The organism is Deinococcus sp., from assembly GCF_018260555.1.
GTDB lineage: Bacteria > Deinococcota > Deinococci > Deinococcales > Deinococcaceae > Deinococcus.
In genome coordinates, this window is sequence record NZ_JAGLBB010000036.1 from 1 (window position 1) to 19571 (window position 19571).

Genomic DNA, 19571 nt, shown 5'->3' on the forward strand with positions numbered 1-19571 from the left:
GCGCGGCCTGCGGCTGGAACGCGGCGGGGGCCGGGGCGAAGGCGCTGGGAGCCGGCAGGTCGCTGCGAGCCCGGCTCAGTATTCGCAGTTCGGTCAGCAGGGCCAGCGGCAGGGGCTTTTCGGCGTCCTGCAGGCGCTGGAGTTTCTCGCGCAGCGCGGCGCTCAGGCCGCCGCTGCCTGCCATGGCCGGCAGTACCCAGTCCAGCCCCTGCGCCCGCAGGTACTCGCGCCAGTTCCCGGCGGACGCCAGCAGCTCCGCCTGCGTCCGCGTCTGCGTGCGCCGCGCGTGCGCCCCCACCTGATCGGTCAGGTGCGCCCCGACCCGCCGACCGTGCTCCTCGCCCAGCACCCGCGCGAACACGCAGGAACTGCCGATCGGGCCGAAGGTCTCGCCGTTCAGTCCCGTCACGCGGAACTCGTAACGCAGGTGATGACCGGACCCCGGCGGGCACAGCAGGCACGTCAGGCCCGCCTGCCGCGTGCCGTGATCCTGGACGTGCAGGCCCGTGAACAGGTCGAACGCCAGAGGCTCCTCGCGCCCCGGGATGAGCAGCGAGGCGTGCGTGAGACCCTGAGCGGTCAACTGTTGATGAACGCTTTCCAGGGTGGAACGCGCGGCGGGAACATGAGCAAGCAGGTACATGGCAGTCAGGGCAGCTTTCCGGAGGGTGAGACGCACCCACGCGCAGACCGGCGCGGGCAGCAGGCGAAACTGAAGGGAAGGAAGCGGACGCGGCGGCCCCGGAGGCCCGCAGGACGGGTCGGTCGCCGGTCGGTGAACGCCCCAGAGTACGACATGCGCCGCCGCTGGGTCCCACGTCTTCCGCCGCGAGCGCATCCTGGCGCCCCACCGTGCCGCTGGAATATGCCGCTGCGCCGCCCGATTGGTCCCGGTCCGACCGGACGGAGGAGTGACCGCCTTCAGGGAGCCGCACCGGATACGGACTTCCTCCGCTTCGGTCTCGACCGCCCATGCGCCGGGTATTCACTTCCTCTGATGCGGTCGTGATGCCCCGTCGGGACGGGTCGAACGTCCCGCGCGCTGCCACAGACACTGTGAATGGTCGGCGTGTGGGGCGGGGGGGGCGCGCACCGGGACTCCGTGCCGCACACTGGGAGCTATGAGCCGTCTCCGCACTTCTGAAGGGCAGGCGCTGCCCGGCCCGCTCTCCACCCTGCGCGTGCAGGGCCCGGAGCAGTTCGGCCCGGACCCGGCCGGCGGCCTGACCGCGCACCCGGAGTTGCTGCGGGCCGCTGTGAGCGCCCTGGAAGCCCGCCTGGACGCCATGATGGACCGCGCAGAGACCGACGAGACCCTCAGCGTGTTCGGGCAGGAGAGCCTGATTCGCAGCGTGCTGCTGGGGCAGGCGCTGGCCTCCGGGCTGACCGCCTACGCGGCCCGGCCGGACCCACTGCGGCTGGAACGCCTGAACGACCTGGCAGTCACGCTGGCCCTGATCAACCCGGACGAGAGACGGCTGGCCGTGCGCCTGCGCGCCGTGAACGCGGCAGCGGGGTGCAGTTGGCTTCAGGGCGTGCCGCTACTGCCCGCGGAGGATCACGCCATGATCGCCCTGCTGCTTCAAGAGGCGCCGGGCACTCACGGGGTAGGCGCCGGGGGGGCCGACAACGGGACAGAGGCCACCGGGGAAAGCCCGCAGGACGACGGGCGGCAGCAGAGGACAGAAGTGCCGGATGTGCCGGTGCCGGACTGGCTGGGGCCAGAGGCGCCAGGACCGGGCGACGCGGGGCTGGCCAGCGTACAGTCTGGCGCCGCCGGTTCGTCGGAGCGGATGCAGGAACGGCTGGCGTGGGCAGGCTACCGGCCCCCGGCCCGTCCGAACGATCCGCTTATGCCGCTTAGGGGGGCGCTGACTCCCCCGGCCACGCTGGAGCCTGCGCGGCACGGGCTGGGGCAGCAGCTACACCGCCTGATGCTGAGCCCAGACGAGGGGCAGCGCAACGCGGCGTTGCTGCTGCTGCATGTGTGCGGGCGCGACCGACTGGAGAACGTACCGCTGATTCCGGCGCTGGACAGCGCGCTGACGCTGCTGCGGTCCCTTCACGCTGAGCGTCCGTCGCCGGACACGGCGCAACTGCTGGACCTGCACGCCCTGCTGCACGCGCAGCTGGGCTCGCCGGACCTGCCGGGCGCGCAGCGGGAACGCCGCCAGCCGAGCGCGGACGCGGCGCAGCACACGCAGGCGGCCCGCCGCGTACTGCGGGCGCTGCGGTTCATGCGGCTGCGCCCCCCCACGCCAGACGAGCAGGAGCATCTGGGCCACCTGTGGGACGCCCTGAACGACCTGGACCGCGACCTCGCCGCCGGACTGACACCCGAACAGGACCCGGACCTGCGGGCGCGGCTGCTGCTACTCAGCCTTCAGGGTCTGACCAGCACGGCCCGTGCGCCCGGCATGCGGCTCCCACCGATGGTGCAGCTGAGCGCGCAGATTTCGGGCGTGGACCCCCTGTGGGCCTGGGAGGCTACGCAACCCGAACGGTTCACCTTCGTGGCGCTGCACGCCCACCTGAGCCGCGTGACCGTCACGCTCCAGCTTCAGACGCTGCGGGGCACGCCGTTCTGGGACGCGTGGGGCGCGGCGGTCGGGCGCCTCACCACCCTGGCCGCCGGGCACCTGCTGTCGTCCGTGCGACGCGCCGGGCTGCGCCTGCCCGAGCAGGGATTCCTGGAAGGGTACCTGCAGCAGTTCGGACCGCTGCGCGCCCTGCCACTGGAGGCCGCCGCGCTGGGGGACTCTCATGCCACGCTGCTGGCACTGCTGCCTGCCGCGCAGGCCCAGGTCAAGCTCCACAAGGCAGCGCACTCGGACCCCGAACCGGCCCTCCCGGCGGCGCAGGAGGCCACTGCGGCCCGGGCAGCTGGGGCCACGCCTCAGGTCATTCCTGCCGATCCGCCGGAACAGCCCGCCGCGCTGCCCGCGCACGTGCAGGCGGTCCGTGACGCCCTGCGGGGACGGCGGGTGGTGCTGCTGGGCGGCGTGCCCAGCGCGCCCCACCACGCTGCCCTGGTCGCCGCCTTCGCGTTACGGGAACTCGACTGGATCGGCAGTGACGAATACGCGCACGGCACGCACGCGCACGCACACGTCACAGCTGATACAGCCGTGGTCATCCTGGCAATCCGCTGGATGGGGCACGCTCACAACGCGCTCAGGGACGTGGCCCGCGCCCGGAACGTGCCGTACGTCATGCATCCCGGCGGCCTGTCCCCCAGCAGCGTGGCGTGGCAGATCGGGCGGCAGGTCAGCCAGCAACTCGGCGTCGCCTGATACGGACTGCCGTTTGTTACGCCGACAGGTCCGGAACATCACCGGATGGCCAGCTCCACGTCCGGAACCCGCCCTGCTCCCACTCGCTTCGCTCGGATTGAATGGTCCTTGCAGCCCATTCAATCGGAGTCCGTATGATACGGACTGCCGCTCCACTGCGCCCCGGTCGGAAAAGCGCCGCCTGCGGCTCTATACCGCGAAAGGGCGTCTGCTGTTCCCACTCGCATCCGCTCGGACTCAACTGGAAACGGCACTCGTCACCACGCTTAAGCTGAAGGATGTCCGGTAATAAAGCGCAGGAGGTGACCCGTGATGTTGGTGGGTCACCTCCTGCGCTCTGTCTTCCGGCGGGCTTCAGGAAATGGTGTCGATCTCGGACATCGACGTGGATGCCGACTCGATCCGCTGTTGGCGCAGGTCGCCCATCGTCTGGGAATCCAGGGCGTCCTGGGCAAGCACGATCGTCTGGCACAGCAGCATCAGCGAACCGCTCACGCTGCTGCTCAGGGGGCGGGTGCCGTCTGAACTCATGACCACGCCCCTCGATCCGTCCGTCAGGATCAGCACGGTCGGTCCGACCAGCAGGCCCGCCTGGTCTTGGGAACTCCAGGCACGGGCGCGGCTGGCCATCAGTTCCTCGCGCCAGGCGTCGGTGGCCGTCTCGTGCGCGGCGTCCTGCGCGCTGCCCAGGGCGGGATTGCCGGGCGTGGCCAGCGTCAGCAGGCTGTCGAGTGCCGCGCGGACTTCGCTTCCTTCCTGGCGTTTCAGGGCCGTGAACTGCGCCACGACCTGCTCCTGTGACCACTGACCTGCCTGCCAGGCACGCACGGCGCTGATCAGAGTCCTGCCGGCCTCGCCGCTGACGGCACCGCTCCATTCACTGCGCCCGGGTTGGTTCTCGCTGCTCACACTTCACTCCTTCTGTGCGCTCGGTTCGCCCCTGTCGGCCGCCCCACTATAGAGCAGGTCAGTGTTCGGCAGGCCCGAGAACATGAGAGCCCGGTACGAACTGCGGTTGAACGGTGTGCAAAAGCCCTTCCATCTGGGCGGAGGCGAGTGATGGGACGGCACCCCTCCGGACGTGGAGTGGGCCGTCGCGCGTATGGACGGGTGGAGGGCGAAAGACACGTGCGTAGAGCGGCGCGCTGCTGCGTACCACACAGCAGCATTCACGCGCTCTCCCCGCACTGCCGTTGAGAAGGGGCCATCAAGTGGGCGCCGTCAAGGGGGCGCCGTCAAGGGGGGACAGCGGAAACCCGGCGTCCACTGGGGGCTGCCGGGTGTGGGTGGAGCGGTTTGTTCAGGCGCGCAGGTCGCGTTGGTTAGCGCGGAGGCTGGCGATCACGGCCACGACAATGAAGCCCGCGCCGATCAGTCCCGTGACGACTTCTGGGATGTGTACGGCGCGGTTCATGCTGATCAGCATGATGATGGCCAGCGCGCCGATCCCGTAGTGCGCGCCGTGCTCCAGGAAACGGTAGGCTTCCAGGGTGCCTTTCTTGACCATCATGATGGTCAGTGAGCGAACGAAGATCGCGCCGATGGTCAAACCGGCGGCAATCAGCACGATGTCCGTCGTCAGCGCGAACGCGCCGATCACGCCGTCAAGGCTGAAGCTGGCGTCCAGGATTTCCAGGTACATGAAGGCGCTGAAGCCTGCCGCCCCGGCCTTGGCGGTCACGTTGTCGGCCTCGAACAGGTTGCCGATGGCGTCCATGACCAGGTACACGAGCAGACCGATGAATCCGGCACTCAGGGCCTGGAGTTTCTCCTCAGGCGCCACGAAGTACTGCGTGATGACCAGCAGCAGCACGCCCACGATCACGGCCTGAATGGTGTCCAGCTTGCCGATGCGCGACAGGGCGCTCTCGGTGCTCTTGAGCCAGTGCTCTTCCTTGTCGGGGTCCATGAAGTACTTCAGGAACACCATCATCAGGAACGCGCCGCCGAAGGCGCTGATGGCCACGTGCGCCTTCTCGAGTTGCTGGGCGTAGAACTCGGGTTCGCCGAAGGCCGCGCGGACGACCTCGACCATACCCAGACCCGAGGTCAGCGCCACGATCACGATCGGGAAGATGAAACGCATGCCGAACACGGCGATCAGGATGCCCCAGGTCAGGAAGCGGCGCTGCCACTTTTCACTCATGGTGCGCAGCACGCTGGCGTTCACGACGGCGTTATCGAAGGACAGGCTGATTTCAAGGACGCCCAGCAGCACGGCGATCAGCAGCGCATTGGCAAGCGCACTCAGGGTGCTGCCGCCGCGGACGTACCCGTCCCAGGCGGCCAGGACGAGGCACACCACTGTGACGATGGTGGCGAAACCGAAATACTGACGGAAGGTATTCATTCTCTGCGGACTCCTGGTGGCGGGCGGGGGCCTACTGGGTGACATGGGGTGCCCGCCTGACCTGCGCGGCCTGCGGCGCGGATCAGGCGGGCGGTGACGGTTGTCGGACGGATAAGACGCGGTCAGGACTGGGCGGACGGCGCGGCCCGGGGCCGCTTTCCCGGTCCGTATCATACCGACTCCGGTGAAATGGTTCGCAACAGCCAGTCCATCCGGACGGATACGTGTTCAATCAAAGCAGAGTGCTGGGCAGGCAATGAGCAGTCTGGTGCTGATCCGGGTTGTGAACGAATCAACCGGAGGTTCGTATCAGACGTTCACGCCATAATTGCGGGCCATCGGTCCCAGGCCACCGACGAATCCCTGTCCGACTGCCCGGAACTTCCACTCGCCGCCATGACGGTAGATCTCGCCGAAGATGACGGCCGTTTCGGTGCTGAAGTCCTCGCCCAGGTCGTAGCGGGTGAGTTCCTGACCGGTGTCCTCGTTCAGGATGCGGATGAACGCGCCGCCCACCTGACCGAAGTTCTGGCGGCGGGCGTCTGCCTCGTCGATGGTGACGGTCACGGCGATCTTGTCGATCTCGGCGGGAACTTTCGTGAGGTCCACGCGAATGCTCTCGTCGTCACCGTCGCCGACGCCCGTGCGGTTGTCACCGGTGTGCTCGACGCTGCCGTCGGTGCTGCGAAGCTGGTTGTAGAAGATGAAGTCCTGGTCGCCGCGCACGCGGCCGGAGGCAGTCAGCAGGAAGGCGCTGGCGTCCAGGTCGAATGCCTGCCCGTCGGTGCTGCGCGGGTCCCAGCCGAGGCCCACGAGGATGCGTTGCAGGTTGGCGTCCTGCTTGCTCAGGGAGATGTTGCCGCCTTTCTGAAGGGAAAGAGCCATGAATGTACCGTCCTTTGGGAATGAGGGGTGTGTTGGGAGAGGCTACCTGCACGGACCCCAATGAGTTTTACAGGTGGGGGCGGATGTCGGGCAGGTTGTCGGTGTACGTGCGTCCGCGCGAGGGGGTACCGATGGCGGTCATGTTCCAGTCGCTGCCGCTGCGTTTCAGGCTGGCGAGGATCATGGCGGTGTGGTCGCCCTGCACGCTGAGGTTAAAGCGCGCAATTTCCTTGTCGCCCTGGGTGTTCACGAGGCGGCAGTAGGCGTTCTCGACCTGACTGAAGTTCTGGCCGGTGTAGTTGTTGACGCTGAAGATCACGGTCTGCACACTGGCGGGCAGGCGGGTCAGGTCGACCGTGATGGTCTCGTCGTCGCCGTCCCCGGCCCCGGTGCGGTTGTCGCCGCTGTGGCGAACACTGCCGTCCTTGCTCTGCAACTGGCGGAACCACACGGCGTCGATCAGTTGCCCGGACGCGTCGAACAGCAGGGCGTTGGCGTCGAGATCCACGTCAACGCTGCCGCCGCCGAAACCCAGGAATCCCTTCTTCTTGATGGCGTCCCAGCCGAGACCCATGCGGACGCTCTGGAGGCTGGGCCCGGCTTCCTTGGCGAGGCTGATCTGCTGGCCTTTTTGCAGTGAGATGGGCATATCGGTACTCCTTGTCAGAGGGGGCGGGAGGGGAGGGCGGTCACCCTGAATCTACCCGACGGGCCGCCGGTCCCGTGGGGCAGGTGCGGCCCCATTCAGGGCAGCAGGCGGGCGGCGCGGGCGGCTGCCTGCCAGGTGTCGAGTTCGTTTACCAGCAGTTCGAACAGGTCGGCGTCCGGCGTGGTGATGGGAGCCGGGACGCTGAAGAAGTCTGCGTTGTCCACCACGCGGCCCCTGAGGTCATCGAGTTTCTCCAGGAAGTCGAAGTTCACGCCGCCCTGGTCGATGCCCATGAACTTCCAGAAGATCGGTTCGCGGGACGAGTCGGTCATCTGGCGGATCACGGCGGCGCGGTTGCTGCTGCCGCCGTCCGTGATGAACAGGACCAGCGTGGGAAGTCGGTGCCCGGCGGCCTGGGCGTCCTCGCGGACGAGTTGCATGACCGGGCTGTAGTGCGTTCCGGCCTCCAGTCTCACGTTCAGTCGGTCCACGAAGCCGCGCGAGTTGTCCAGCGAGAGGCTTCCGGCGCGCTGGGCCTTGATTCCAAACAGGTACACGTCGACCTGCCCGTCGTCGTCCAGGCGGGCGGCGAGGGCCAGGGCGCGCTCGGCGAGGTCCTGCACGGCCCCGCTGCGGTACTCCCGGCTCATGCTGCCGCTGATGTCCAGCACGAGGTTCACGCGGTACAGCGCTTCGCTCAGCCCGCGTTTTTCCAGGCTGACGTTCGCGGTCTTGATCAGGTTGACCAGGTGTGGCTGCGTGGTCTGCGCTTTTTCCAGCAGCACCCGCTGCCGCTCCTTGCGGAGGTTCACGGGCGGGGCGGGTCGAGGGGTGGCGGGCGCAGGCGGGACTGGTGCAGGCATGGTGGGTGCGGGCGTGGCGGGCGCCGCCACCTCGCCGCCGAAGTGCCGCACCAGGGCGTCCAGGCCGCCGTCAAAGCCCTGCGCGACCGTCGCGAGTCTCCACGCGCCGCCGTGCCGGTAGAAGCGCACCAGCATCACGGCCTTCTCGGCCCGCAGCTGCGGTTTCACGTCGAAGCTCGCGCTGCCCGTCCCCGCGCCGCCCACGGTGACGCTCAGCGTGTGGGCCTGCGCGACGGGCTGCGAGTCGTGCGTGGCGGCCAGCACGACCTCGGTGACACTGCCGGGCAGGGCCGTCAGATCAAGCGTGAAGTCGGTGCGCTCGCCCTGCCCGGTCAGGCGCAGGGCGCCACCGGGACTCGCGGGCTGGTTGTAGAAGACCATGTACCGGTCGTCGGCCAGCCGCCCGTCCTGAAGGCCGAACGCCGTCACGTCGGTGGCGGCGAGATCGCAGTGAACCTGCACGTCCAGCGCCGCCGGGTCGAGGTTCAGGTCCGCCAGGGGCACGCGCTGCCCCACCTGAAGGGCCGTCACTTGCTACCGGCCGACCACTGGAAGCCAAAGCCGTAGTGTTCGTCGCAGTCCTTGTGGCCGGTGAAGTAGCGTTCTTCCTTGGTGATCTGGATTTCGCCTCCGTGATTCTCGATCTGTGCGATGGCGCAGAACGTGCGGCGCATGTCGGGGTTGCTGAGGTTCGCGCTGATCTCGTTCCCACGGGGGTCTTTCAGGGTCAGCTTGCCGCCCACGCGGGTGAAGTCGCTGGTGCCCTCGTAGATGAACGCGAAGATCAGGACGGTGTGAATCAGGTCCGGGCGGTAGATGGTGAGGTTCTCGCCGTCGCTGGCCGCGCCGGTGCGGTCATCCTTGTCCAGCAGGATGAACGGCTCGAAGCGATCAGACCCGAAGTGGTTCCCGAGCGCCTGAATCACGCCGCGTTCACCGTCATTCAGGACGTACATGCAGCCCAGATCCAGGTCGGTGCGGCCCCGCAGGAAGCCGCCGCCCTTGTTCCAGTTGAGGTTCACGTGGATGGGATCGCTGCCGCCGCCCTTGCTCAGCGAGATCCGCGCTGTCTGACCGGGCTTCTCCAGCGTGATCTTCTGAAGACTGACCGGCGCGGCAGGCGGGCCAGCAGTTGGTGGGGCAGCGGTTGGTGGGGCAGCGGTTGGTGGGGGAGGGGTCGGTGCAGCAGGTGGCGGCGCGGCAGGTGGCGGGGCGGCAGGTGGCGGCGCAGGCGTGGGTTCCGGACGGGCCCGGTCGCGCCTGAAGTTCAGGCCGCCGGACGCGGGCGGCACTGGTCCTGGTGCGGGCGGGGGGGCCGCCGGGGCGGGTGTGGGGGCCGGTGCTGCCGGACGGGCGGCGGGGGTGCTGGCCACCTCGCCGCCGAAGTGCCGCACCAGGGCGTCCAGGCCGCCGTTGAATCCCTGACCGACCGCGCCCAGTCGCCACACGCCCTTGTGGTACACGTCGAGCAGCATCACGGCCCGCTGGGCCTGAAAGTCACGCCCGGTCACGCGGTACGACGCGACGGGGGCGCCGCCCAGGTGAACGGTCACCTCGGCGTGATCGATCTGCCCGAACGACGCCGCGCCGTCTACCGTGGTCGCCAGGCTCAGGCGGCGCACGTGGCTGGGCAGGGCGCTCAGGTCGATGGTGAAGGTCTTCTCGCCGCGCGCGCCGCCCTGCATGCTCAGCGCGCCCTCGGGCGAGCGCGGCTGGTTGTAGAAGATCATGAAGCGGTCGTCACCCAGGCGGCCCTGGTCGTCCAGGCCGAACAGGATCAGGTCGTACTCCGGGGCGGGGCCGGTCACGCGGGCGGTGACGCTCAGGATGGACCCGGCGCCCAGGTCAGCGAGTTGGGCTTTCTGGCCCGTCTGCAAGGTCAACATCGGCGGGTCTCCAGGGGTAAGGGAAGGAGGGCTGGCCAGCGGGTGCGGCCTTCCCTCCGGGTATAGGGTGTGGATGGTGGTGCGGGCAGACGCCTGAACGGGCGGGGCGCGTTGCACGGTTGAACGTCTGTACCCACCTGCCCACCGGGTGGCTCACTGCACGCCTGAAATCCGGTTCGCTTGCACCCGCGCTGCGCGGCCCTGCTCGGAGGTGCGGGGCCGCGCGACCTTCACAGGTGGGGCACTTCAGCCGGAGCCTGTGCCGGGGCGCCAACGCAAGACCAGACCGGCGTTCAGGTGGGGAGCTTCAGACGTTCACGCCGAAGTTGCGGGCCAGTGGCGCCAGGCCCCCGGCGTACCCCTGACCGACCGCGCGGAACTTCCAGTCGGCGCCGTTGCGGTAGACCTCGCCGAAGATCATGGCGGTGTCGGTGCTGGCGTCCTCGGACAGGTCGTAGCGGGCGATCTCGGCGCCACCGGCCTTGTTCAGGATGCGGATGTACGCCTTGCTGACCTGACCGAAGTTCTGACCACGCGTCTCGGCCTCGTGGATGGTGACGCACACGGCGATGCGGTCCACGTCGGCGGGCACGCCGGTCAGGGTCACGTCGACCGTTTCGTCGTCGCCGTCGCCCTGCCCGGTGGTGTTGTCGCCGGCGTGCGTGACGCTTCCGTCGCTGCTGGTCTTGTTGTTGTAGAAGATGAAGTCGCTGTCGCTGCGGACCTTGCCGCCGGCGTTCAGCAGGAACACGCTGCCGTCCAGGTCAAACGCCTGCCCGTCGGTGGCGCGGGGGTCCCAGCCCAGGCCGATGGTGATGGCGCCCAGGCCCGGAGCTTCTTTGGAAAGGGAAACGTTGCCGCCCTTGGAAAGGGATACTGCCATGCTGTCCTCCTGAATACGGCCCGCGTGACTGCGGGCGGATGGAATGGGAAACGGAGCCGGATGCTAACTAAAAACCAGGGAACTGACGTGCACACCACATCGCTGCCGGTGGGGCGCTTCTGGAGTGTACAGGCCGCGCCGGCGGAACTGCTGCCGGCCTCGGGCGCTTCCGGTCCGGCGGACGGTGGGGTGTGGCACAACTCAGATGCGGGTTGCAACCGATCAGCGCCCATACCGCAGTTCCCGTCTCTGCTTACGCGAATCTGACGGCGCGGGTTCCCGCACAGCGCCGCCCGTTCTCCACCTTTAAGGCCTTATGAAGGGCTGCTGGGGGGAAGGCTGGGAGGCGTGCGGCAGGTCAGACTTTCTTGAGGTACATGGTCTTCAGTACCAACGTGCCGCGTCCTTCGCGGACCTCGACGGCGTCTTCGGCGTCTTCCGACAGGCGAATGCCTTTAAAGACCTTGCCGCGCTTGAGGTCCGTGCCGCCCTTGACTTTCAGGTCCCGGATGACCATCACGTTGTCGCCGTCCTGCAGGGCGTTGCCGTTACTATCTCTCGTCATACCGGGCAGTGTGCCATACCCCTGGCAGCCGGAGACCGGCTGGGCGGACAGGCAACGGACGGATTTCGTTCCATACTGCGAAATCCGTCTGTTGTTCCTTCTTGCGTCCGCTCGGATTGATCCAGAACTGCACCGAACCAATCGCAGTCCCTATCAGGCGTACAGGTCTTCCAGACGAACCGCGACGTTCTTCAGGTGGTCGCCCAGGCGTTCGGCGCTGCGCCACCATGCGGCGGCGCTCAGGGCGCCGGGACCGCCGGGCTGGCCGATCAGGTTGGTCATGGCCGCCTCGAACCGGGCGTCCACGCGGGCGTCCAGTTCACGGACCTGCGCGGCCAGTCCCGCGTCGCCTGGCAGGGTCGCGGCGCGCAGTGTGGCGGCCATCAGGGTCAGGTCGCCGAGCACCAGGGTGCCCTCGGGGCCGGCGGCGCCGGGCGTGCGCGCCAGGTGCCGGGCGTAATCCCCGGCGCGTTCCAGGTCCGGGGTGCTCTGGAGAATCAGGACGGTCAGGCGCAGGTCGCGGGCCACCGGGGATTGCAGGGCCAGCAGGCGCAGCACGCCCTGCACGGCCGCCTGTTCGGCCGCGTCGATCTGTAGGTCCAGGGCCTGCACATCGGCCTGCACCTGCGCCGGGTCGCGGTTCGGGTCACCCAGCAGGCGTAGTTGCGACACGAGGTGGTCTTGCATGGTCAGAAACTGACCGCGAACGGCTCCCAGCTGCTCGTCCAGTCGGGCGGTCATGGCCTCAGCCGAAGCGCCCGGTGACGTACGCCTCGGTGCGTTCGTCGCGGGGGCTGGTGAACACCTGATCGGTCACGCCGTGCTCGACCAGGTCGCCGTTCAGGAAGAAGCTGGTGGTGTCGCTCACACGCGCCGCCTGGTGCATGTTGTGCGTGACGATCACGATGGTCGTGACTTTCTTCAGCTCGCTCATCAGCTCCTCGATCTTGGAGGTGCTGGCCGGGTCGAGGGCGCTGGTGGGTTCGTCCATCAGCAGGATCTCGGGGTCCACGGCCAGTGCGCGCGCGATACACAGGCGCTGCTGCTGCCCGCCGGACAGGCCGGTCGCGGGGGTCTTCAGGCGGTCCTTGACTTCTTCCCACAGGGCCGCGCCGCGCAGGGAGCGCTCGGCGATTTCCATCAGGCGTTTCTGGTCGCGCATTCCGGCGAGTTTCAGGCCGGAGACGACATTATCGAACACGCTCATGGTCGGGAAGGGGTTGGGTTTCTGAAAGACCATGCCCACGCGGCGGCGCATGTTCACGGGGTCCACGCCGCTGCCGTACACGTCCTGCCCATCCAGGAGGATGGTGCCCTCGACGCGCGCGCCGGGCGTGAGGTCGTGCATGCGGTTGATCGCGCGCAGGAAGGTGGTCTTACCGCAGCCGCTCGGGCCGATCAGGGCGTTGACCGTACCGCGCTGCACGTCAAGGTGCACGTCCTTGACGGCCTGTTTTTCACCGTAGTAGATATCGACGTTCTTGGCACTGAGGATGGGGGTCATGTGCAGGGGCTCCTTGAGAGGGACTTCGAGTGAATGTGTGTGCGTGAACCTTGCCGGGTACCGTCAGGCGCTTTGCCGTCTGTGCCGCGAGTCACCCGGGGGCGCACCGGGTTGCGTACTTCACGCCCGGAACCCGTGTTGCACCTACCCGCTCGGCGGCGCTGCGTTACGGGTCGGCTCTGATGAAAGGGGTACGAGCCACCCTCCCATCAGAGTTTCTATTTGCGGCGGCTGGCGCGGCGGGCGAGCAGGCTGGTCAGGAAGATCAGGGTGATCAGCAGCAGCGCCCCGGCCTTCGCGAGACGCTGGTTCTCGGGGTAGGCGCTGGTGGCGCCGCGGAAAATTTCGAGCGGCAGGGCGCTCATGGGTCGGCTGGCATCCATGTTGATGGCGCTGTTCCCGAAGGCCGTGAACAGCAGGGGCGCGGCCTCTCCGGCCACGCGGGCCAGGGCCAGCATCACGCCGGTCACGATGCCCCCGGCGGCGGCCGGCAGGACGATCCGCAGCGTGACCAGCCACTTGGGCAGCCCCAGGGCCAGCCCGGCCTCGCGGACGGTCAGCGGCACGAGCTTCAGGACTTCCTCGGTCGTGCGGACCACGATGGGCATCATCAGGAAGCCCAGTGCCAGCGCCCCGGCGAAGCCCGAGAAACCGAACTGCAGCACGATCATGCTGTACACGACCAGACCCATCACGATAGCGGGAATGCCGGCCAGCACGTCGCTGATCATGCGGATGGTGGGCATCAGCGGGTGGCGGGGGTACTCGGAGAGGAAGATCCCGCCGGACACGCCGACAAGCACGCCGATCACGCTGGCCATGGCGAGCATCTGGACACTCCCCACGATGGCGTTGGCGAGGCCGCCGCCCGTCTCGCCTTCCGGCGCGGGCACCTTCGTGAAGAAGTCAGCGTTGATGGCGCCCAGACCCTCGCGGATCAGGTACACGAAGATCAGGATCAGGGGCGCGACGACGAGCAGGGTCGCCAGCAGGATCAGTCCGCCCATCAGCATGTTCTGCATGCGGCGCGCGGGGCTCAGGGTGCGCCCGGCGGGCGCGGCGGTGTGGACGGACGTGGTCACTGGATCCCCTTGGGGGTCAGGCGGCCGATGATCAGGCGCGCAACGTAATTGACGATGACACTCAGGAAGAACAGCGTGAGGCCCAGCGTCACGACCGACGACCGGTGCAGGCTTTCCTGCGCGTCCCCGAACTGGTTGGCAATCACGGAGGCCATGGTGCTGGCCCCGCCGAACAGGCTCTTGATGATGTCCTGGCTGTCCCCGATGACCATCGCGACGGCCAGCGTCTCGCCCAGCGCGCGGCCGAGCGCGAGGATCACGCCGCCCATGATGCCGGCGCGGGCGTAGGGCAGGATGGCGCGCGAGATGACTTCCCACTTGGTGGCGCCCAGCGCGTACATGGCTTCGCGCTGCTCCTGCGGCACGAGGCGGATCACGTCACGTGCGACCGACGCGGTGTACGGCAGGATCATGACGGTCAGAATGATGATTGCCAGCGCCAGCCCGCGCCCGTCAAAGGAACTGGGCACGAAGAAGCACTGGAGGGTTGTGGAACCGCTGTCCCACAGGTTCTTGCACGACGTGTACAGCTCGAGCTTGTCCGGCGACTGGAAGTAGCCCTGCTCCCAGCGGCTCAGGACAGGCGCGATCACAAAGAGGGCCCACAGGCCGTACACGACGCTGGGCACGGCGGCCAGCAGTTCAATCAGGTAGCCGACGGGGTTCGCCAGCCAGCGGGGCGCGTACTCGGCGACGAACAGGGCGCTGGCAATGGCGAGCGGCACGCTGATCGCAAGGGCCACGAGGCTGGTCAGCAGGGTGCCGGTGATCATGGCGAGCGCCCCGAACACCCCCTCGACCGGGTTCCAGGTGCGCTGCGTGAAGAATTCCAGTCCGAAGCGTTGCAGGGCGGGCCAGGATTCGGTGCCCAGCAGGTAGATGCTGAGCAGGAATACGAGCACGATGATCGAGGCAAGGGCCAGGATAATGATCTCGAACCACCGGTCACTGCGGCTGGACAGTGAGCTCGGTGTGGGTGGGCGGGTAACTGATTGTGTGGGTTCGCTCATGGTTTCATGATCCCTCCGGGACGATTTACCCATAGTTCACACGGGTCATGTCAGACCCAGGTCATCCGGGCCCTCCTGGGGTCGCTCTACGGGTGCGCCACCCACTCCCGACCCGACCCACTGGACTGCCGACGCCCCAGGACAGACCCGTACCAGCGTTGAGTGTAGAGGCCGGGTGTCATCCGCCCGTCAGTGGGCGGCGTTCGCTCCGCGGCGCGGGATCAGGTGCAGGACCAGCACGATCAGCGCGCCGGTCACCAGGCCGACCACGGCCGAGCCGAGCGTCTCGACCAGCCACTCGATCAGGCCCTCCAGGGCCGGGAGCGCGTGACCGGCGGCCAGTGCCCAGCCGTGCAACAGGTGCGCGGGGCCATGCACACCCAGGGTGTTCAGACCGTCAATCAGGATGTGACCGCCCACCCACAGCATCGCGGCGGTGCCGACCGTGGACAGGATGGACATCACGACCGGCATGCCCTTGACCAGTCCGCGCCCGATCAGTCGGGCCGCGCCAGACCCGCTCTGCGCGAGGCGCAGGCCCACGTCGTCCATCTTCACGATCACGCCCACCACGCCGTACACCAGCGCGGTGATCACCAGGGCGACCACGATCAGGATCACGGCGCGCATCGCCAGAGGCTCGTTCGCCACCTCGGCCAGCGAGATGGCCATGATCTCGGCCGACAGGATGAAGTCGGTGCGGATCGCGCCGGAGACCATTTTCTCCTCGTGCGCGGTACTGGTCACGTTCGCGGCCGCCTCGTCCGCGCCGTGGCCCTTGCCGCTGACCGCCTCGTAGACCTTCTCGGCGCCCTCGAAACACAGGTACGCGCCGCCCACCATCAGGAGCGGCGTCAGGGACCACGGCAGAAACTGGCTGAGCAGCAGCGCCGCCGGAAGGATGAACACCACCTTGTTCCGCAGCGAGCCGCGCGCGATCCGCCAGATGATCGGCAGTTCCCGCTCGGGTCTGAACCCCGTGACGTAGCGGGGCGTGACGGCCGTGTCGTCCACGACCACGCCCACCGCTTTCACGCTGGCCCGGCTGGCCGCCGCGCCGATGTCGTCGATGGACGCCGCCGCGAGTTTGGCGATGGCGGCCACGTCGTCCAGGAGTGCCACGAGGCCGCCACTCACGCGGACGTCCGGGCCGTCAGGGCAGGCAAGGGAAGGGAGGCAGAGTGGCAGGCTGACATCAGACTTCCAGAATACCAATCCGCGACGGGCTTCACCTACGGCGGCCTTCATGACCGCGCACTGCTGTCATTCACAACGGGTCGGAGCCTGGTCCTAAGCAGCCGACTGCTGGCGGCTCGGGAAGCGGAGCGCACCCTACGGGGAGCTGACAACCCGGCGCCGTTCTGGGTTGTCGGTGAAACAGACGGAAGCCGTGTCGGGAGAAAAACCCGTCAGATCCCGGTGCCCGTGCGTCACCTGATCAATGGTCCGTTGCTCGCTCTTCAACTGCTGATACGGACTGCCGTTCCACTGCGCCACAGTCGGGAAGACGGCGCCTGCGGCTCCATACCGCGAAATCCATAGGTTAATCCTACCCGCGTTCGCTCGGAGTGATTCGGAACTGCTCCAGATCAATCGGAATCCGGATGATCCTTGAACTCGCGTCAGGATAAAAGCCCGCATATGTACTTTCGCACTTGACATCTCGTTCCCATCAGCTTAGGTTGGGTATATTCCGAATGTAACGTTTTCAGCCGTCCTCTTCAGGTGAGGAGGGGAGGCCGTACCGGTGGTTGGCAGGGCGCCGACCAGTTGTTTTTCCCTCACGACAGACGCGGGGAAGGCGCACTCGGGAAGTTCCCCCTCACCGTTCGCGCAGGCGGCCCAAGAGAGGATTCATGCCAGACCCCACATCCAATTCAGTCACGACCCTTTCACGCGGCTCCGGTATCCGCCAAGTGGCGCGGCTGTCCGGAGTGTCGATTGCTACCGTGTCGCGGGTGTTCAATGACGCGGCCTCGGTGCACCCGGCCACACGTGAACGGGTCCTGGAACATGCCAGGGCGCTGGGCTACCAACCCAGTTCGCTGGGCCGCAATCTGGTGCGGGGACGCAGTGACCTGCTGGGGCTCATCGTCCCGGACGTGTCTTTTCCACTGTACGGCGAGATGATTTGCGGCATTGAAGCCGTACTGAACGCTCGGGGCATGAGTATCCTGCTGGCTTCCAGCCACGACGACACAGCCAGTGAACTCATGGCCGCCCAGCATCTGCTGCGTCACGCTATCGCTGGTGGCATCATCATCAATTCGCGGCAGGAACTCGCTTCCTTTCCCCCACGCGGGATGAACTGGATTCACGTGACCCCCGAGCGTGACGGAGTACCGCACGGCGTGGAACTGGATAACGAGGCCGGTGGGCGTCTGGCCGCCCATGAACTGCTTCGCCTGGGACGGCGGCAGATCGCCTACATCGGGGCGCCCGGCTGCGAGAGCGTTCACCGGGAACGCGGCTTTACGGATGAGCTGCGGCGGGTTGGCCTGACCAGCCGCCGCATGCAGGGCGATTACTCCGAACAGTCGGGCACGTGGGCGGCCCAGGCCCTGCTGGAGGACGGTTCAGGCCTGGACGCCGTGTTCGTGGCGGGTGATCTGATGGCGGCGGGGGTCCTGCGCGCCCTGCACCTGCGCGGGCTGCGCGTGCCTGAAGACGTGGCCGTGGTTGGCTTTGACGACGCCCCGCTGGCGGCACTCCTCTACCCACGCCTGACCAGCATCCGGCAACCGGCCCGCGCGATGGGCGCCGCGGCGGCGGAACAGTCACTGCGGATGATGGACGGTCACAGCGTGGAGTCGGTGATTTTTTCACCCGAACTGGTGCGGCGGGAGTCCACCGCGCCGCCATGAAACCTGGCAGACCAAACGCAGTCAACATTCGGACCTCCGCCCGGTGTTCCCTCGCCCGACTTCCCTTTCTCCTGGAGGAAAACCACATGAACACAACAGTAAAAACCCTGACCTCTCTGACCCTCCTTCTGAGCGCCGCCCTGAGCACCGCCGCCTACGCCCAGAACCCCAAGACCGTCTTCACCGTCATCCGCGATAACCAGTGGGGAGCGGAAAACTACAACCCGTTCACCCCGGGCGATCAGCACCTACTGCCCACCAACTCGGCGCTGTACGAGAGCCTGTTCTTCGTGAATTCCATCAACAGCAAGGTCACCCCGGTCCTCGGCACCAAATACAGCTGGAGTAAGGACAGCAAGACCCTGACAGTCAGCACCCGCCCCAATGTCAAATGGCACGACGGCAAGGCCTTCAGTGCCAGCGACGCCGCCTTCAGCTTCAATTACCTCAAGCAGTTCCCGGCTCTGGACACCAGCGGCCTGTGGAAAAGTGGTCTGAGCAGTGTCAGGGCCACCAATCCCACCACGCTGGTGTTCAGCTTCACCAAGCCCAACACCCCGATCTTCCAGTACGTGGCCGCCACGCCCATCGTCCCTGAACACCTCTGGAAGGACGTCAAGGACCCCAGCACCTTCACCAACACCAAGCCGGTGGGCACCGGGCCCTTTGTGGCCGACACGTACAGCCAGCAGGCCCTGCGCGTGATGAAAAATCCCAACTACTGGATGAAGGGTCAACCCTACGTGGACGCCGTCGTGTGGCTGGCCACCAGTACCAACGACGCGGCGCAGCTCAAACTGCTGAGCGGCGAGGCCGATTACGGCTACATCGGCATCCCCGACCCCAAGGCGTTTGCGGCCAAGAGCCCCAACGCCAGCTACTGGTGGCCCACCAACAACATCAACTTCCTGTATTTCAATACCGCGAAGGCCCCCTTCAACGATCCAGCCTTCCGCAAGGCGGTGGCGCGCGCCATCAACACCAAGGAAGTGGCCCAGAAAGCCTACGCGGGCGCCGTGCCCGCAGCCAGCCCGGCCGCTATTTTCCCGGGCCAGCAACAGGAATGGCTGTCCGGCAAGGTCACGTCCCAGTTCGATGTCAAAGCGGCCGACAAGGCGCTGACCGCCGCCGGCTACAAGAAAGACAGCAGCGGCAACCGCCTGGGCAAGGACGGCAAGGCGCTCCCCAGCTTCAAGATTCTGGTCGGCGCAGGCTGGACGGACTTCATCACCATGGCGCAAGTCGTGGGCAATAACCTCAAGAAGGTGGGAGTCAAGACCAGCATCGATCAACAGGCCTGGGGCAGCTACTCGGGCGGCCTTCAGACCGGCAGCTACGACATGGGCATCTCGTGGGGCTGGGGCAACGGCTCGACCCCGTACTACACATTCAACGCTGCCTTCAACCCGGAGTTCTCGGCCCCGGTCGGGAAGACGGCCGCGAGCAACCTGTCGCGTTACACCAACCCGGTGGTCACCAAGGCCCTCAAGACCTTCAGCAGCACCAGCGACGAGACCACCCAGCAAAAGGCCATCAATACCATCGTCGCCGCCGTCATGAAGGATCAGCCGTGGGTGCCGCTGACCGACCGCGTGAACTTCGGCCTGTTCAACACCAGCCGCTTCACCGGTTTCCCCAGCGCCGCAAACCCCTATAACGACTCCTCTCCCGACGACACGGCCGGGGCGCGTCTCCTGTTCCTGAACGTCAAACCCAAGTAACGCGCAACAGCGGAGC

Annotated in this window: 17 protein-coding genes; 3 read left to right on the forward strand and 14 right to left on the reverse strand. The window is 67.1% G+C overall.

Features of this window, described 5'->3' with window-relative positions:
• The coding region (locus tag QZ271_RS08415; protein ID WP_291430443.1) for a hypothetical protein at nucleotides 1–643 on the reverse strand (643 nt) is incomplete at its 3' end.
• Between the two features lie 478 nt (nucleotides 644–1121).
• Between QZ271_RS08415 and QZ271_RS08420 the strand changes: the two genes are divergently transcribed.
• Nucleotides 1122–3293 (forward strand): hypothetical protein, encoded by a 2172-nt coding sequence (locus QZ271_RS08420; protein WP_291430445.1) that lies wholly within the window; start codon nucleotides 1122–1124, stop codon nucleotides 3291–3293.
• 354 nt (nucleotides 3294–3647) lie between these two features.
• Here the strand turns inward: QZ271_RS08420 and QZ271_RS08425 are convergent, their stop codons facing one another.
• The 13 genes from QZ271_RS08425 to QZ271_RS08485 all read right to left on the reverse strand — a co-directional run bounded on the left by QZ271_RS08425 (nucleotide 3648) and on the right by QZ271_RS08485 (nucleotide 16107).
• Nucleotides 3648–4202 (reverse strand): hypothetical protein, encoded by a 555-nt coding sequence (locus QZ271_RS08425; RefSeq protein WP_291430447.1) that lies wholly within the window; start codon nucleotides 4200–4202, stop codon nucleotides 3648–3650.
• Nucleotides 4203–4593: 391 nt separating this feature from the next.
• The gene (locus QZ271_RS08430) at nucleotides 4594–5643 is read right to left on the reverse strand and encodes a DUF475 domain-containing protein (protein WP_291430448.1); all 1050 of its coding nucleotides are present in this window, start codon (nucleotides 5641–5643) and stop codon (nucleotides 4594–4596) included.
• Nucleotides 5644–5952: 309 nt separating this feature from the next.
• Nucleotides 5953–6528, reverse strand: coding sequence for a TerD family protein (locus QZ271_RS08435; RefSeq protein WP_291430450.1), 576 nt, complete (start codon nucleotides 6526–6528; stop codon nucleotides 5953–5955).
• A gap of 67 nt (nucleotides 6529–6595) precedes the next feature.
• Nucleotides 6596–7177, reverse strand: coding sequence for a TerD family protein (locus QZ271_RS08440; RefSeq protein ID WP_291430452.1), 582 nt, complete (start codon nucleotides 7175–7177; stop codon nucleotides 6596–6598).
• Nucleotides 7178–7272: 95 nt separating this feature from the next.
• Complete coding sequence (locus tag QZ271_RS08445) at nucleotides 7273–8571, reverse strand: VWA domain-containing protein (protein ID WP_291430454.1); 1299 nt, start codon at nucleotides 8569–8571, stop codon at nucleotides 7273–7275.
• Nucleotides 8568–9926 (reverse strand): TerD family protein, encoded by a 1359-nt coding sequence (locus QZ271_RS08450; RefSeq protein ID WP_291430456.1) that lies wholly within the window; start codon nucleotides 9924–9926, stop codon nucleotides 8568–8570. The genes QZ271_RS08445 and QZ271_RS08450 overlap by 4 nt, the downstream gene beginning before the upstream one ends.
• A gap of 307 nt (nucleotides 9927–10233) precedes the next feature.
• A complete protein-coding gene (locus QZ271_RS08455; protein WP_291430457.1) occupies nucleotides 10234–10809 on the reverse strand; it encodes a TerD family protein in 576 nt (191 codons plus the stop codon).
• Nucleotides 10810–11167: 358 nt separating this feature from the next.
• A complete protein-coding gene (locus QZ271_RS08460; protein ID WP_291430459.1) occupies nucleotides 11168–11374 on the reverse strand; it encodes a PhnA domain-containing protein in 207 nt (68 codons plus the stop codon).
• Nucleotides 11375–11527: 153 nt separating this feature from the next.
• Nucleotides 11528–12115, reverse strand: a complete 588-nt coding sequence (locus QZ271_RS08465) for a PhoU domain-containing protein (protein ID WP_291430460.1) — start codon at nucleotides 12113–12115, stop codon at nucleotides 11528–11530.
• Nucleotides 12116–12119: 4 nt separating this feature from the next.
• Entirely contained in the window at nucleotides 12120–12878 is a 759-nt protein-coding gene (gene pstB / locus QZ271_RS08470) for a phosphate ABC transporter ATP-binding protein PstB (RefSeq protein ID WP_291430461.1), read from the reverse strand.
• A gap of 218 nt (nucleotides 12879–13096) precedes the next feature.
• Nucleotides 13097–13891: a phosphate ABC transporter permease PstA gene (pstA, locus tag QZ271_RS08475; RefSeq protein ID WP_291430489.1), complete on the reverse strand. Its 795-nt coding sequence runs from the start codon at nucleotides 13889–13891 to the stop codon at nucleotides 13097–13099.
• Nucleotides 13892–13956: 65 nt separating this feature from the next.
• Nucleotides 13957–14970 carry a phosphate ABC transporter permease subunit PstC gene (gene pstC, locus QZ271_RS08480; protein ID WP_291430463.1) on the reverse strand — a complete coding sequence of 338 codons (1014 nt, stop codon included), beginning with the start codon at nucleotides 14968–14970 and terminating at the stop codon, nucleotides 13957–13959.
• Between the two features lie 189 nt (nucleotides 14971–15159).
• Complete coding sequence (locus tag QZ271_RS08485) at nucleotides 15160–16107, reverse strand: DUF808 domain-containing protein (protein ID WP_291430465.1); 948 nt, start codon at nucleotides 16105–16107, stop codon at nucleotides 15160–15162.
• A 719-nt stretch (nucleotides 16108–16826) separates the two neighbouring features.
• On the opposite strand from QZ271_RS08485, the gene QZ271_RS08490 reads away from it, so the two are divergent.
• Complete coding sequence (locus tag QZ271_RS08490) at nucleotides 16827–17834, forward strand: LacI family DNA-binding transcriptional regulator (protein WP_291430467.1); 1008 nt, start codon at nucleotides 16827–16829, stop codon at nucleotides 17832–17834.
• Nucleotides 17835–17920: 86 nt separating this feature from the next.
• Nucleotides 17921–19555, forward strand: coding sequence for an ABC transporter substrate-binding protein (locus QZ271_RS08495; RefSeq protein WP_291430469.1), 1635 nt, complete (start codon nucleotides 17921–17923; stop codon nucleotides 19553–19555).
• Nucleotides 19556–19571: the final 16 nt, after the last annotated feature.

Bases quoted from the DNA above. Each gene is read 5' to 3' on its own strand.
- pstC (WP_291430463.1), bottom strand. From the start codon at position 14,970: ATGAGCGAACCCACACAATCAGTTACCCGCCCACCCACACCGAGCTCA.
- QZ271_RS08465 (WP_291430460.1), bottom strand. From the start codon at position 12,115: ATGACCGCCCGACTGGACGAGCAGCTGGGAGCCGTTCGCGGTCAGTTT.
- QZ271_RS08460 (WP_291430459.1), bottom strand. From the start codon at position 11,374: ATGACGAGAGATAGTAACGGCAACGCCCTGCAGGACGGCGACAACGTG.
- QZ271_RS08455 (WP_291430457.1), bottom strand. From the start codon at position 10,809: ATGGCAGTATCCCTTTCCAAGGGCGGCAACGTTTCCCTTTCCAAAGAA.
- QZ271_RS08435 (WP_291430450.1), bottom strand. From the start codon at position 6,528: ATGGCTCTTTCCCTTCAGAAAGGCGGCAACATCTCCCTGAGCAAGCAG.
- QZ271_RS08490 (WP_291430467.1), top strand. From the start codon at position 16,827: ATGCCAGACCCCACATCCAATTCAGTCACGACCCTTTCACGCGGCTCC.
- pstB (WP_291430461.1), bottom strand. From the start codon at position 12,878: ATGACCCCCATCCTCAGTGCCAAGAACGTCGATATCTACTACGGTGAA.
- QZ271_RS08430 (WP_291430448.1), bottom strand. From the start codon at position 5,643: ATGAATACCTTCCGTCAGTATTTCGGTTTCGCCACCATCGTCACAGTG.
- pstA (WP_291430489.1), bottom strand. From the start codon at position 13,891: ATGCTGATGGGCGGACTGATCCTGCTGGCGACCCTGCTCGTCGTCGCG.
- QZ271_RS08450 (WP_291430456.1), bottom strand. From the start codon at position 9,926: ATGTTGACCTTGCAGACGGGCCAGAAAGCCCAACTCGCTGACCTGGGC.
- QZ271_RS08420 (WP_291430445.1), top strand. From the start codon at position 1,122: ATGAGCCGTCTCCGCACTTCTGAAGGGCAGGCGCTGCCCGGCCCGCTC.
- QZ271_RS08495 (WP_291430469.1), top strand. From the start codon at position 17,921: ATGAACACAACAGTAAAAACCCTGACCTCTCTGACCCTCCTTCTGAGC.
- QZ271_RS08440 (WP_291430452.1), bottom strand. From the start codon at position 7,177: ATGCCCATCTCACTGCAAAAAGGCCAGCAGATCAGCCTCGCCAAGGAA.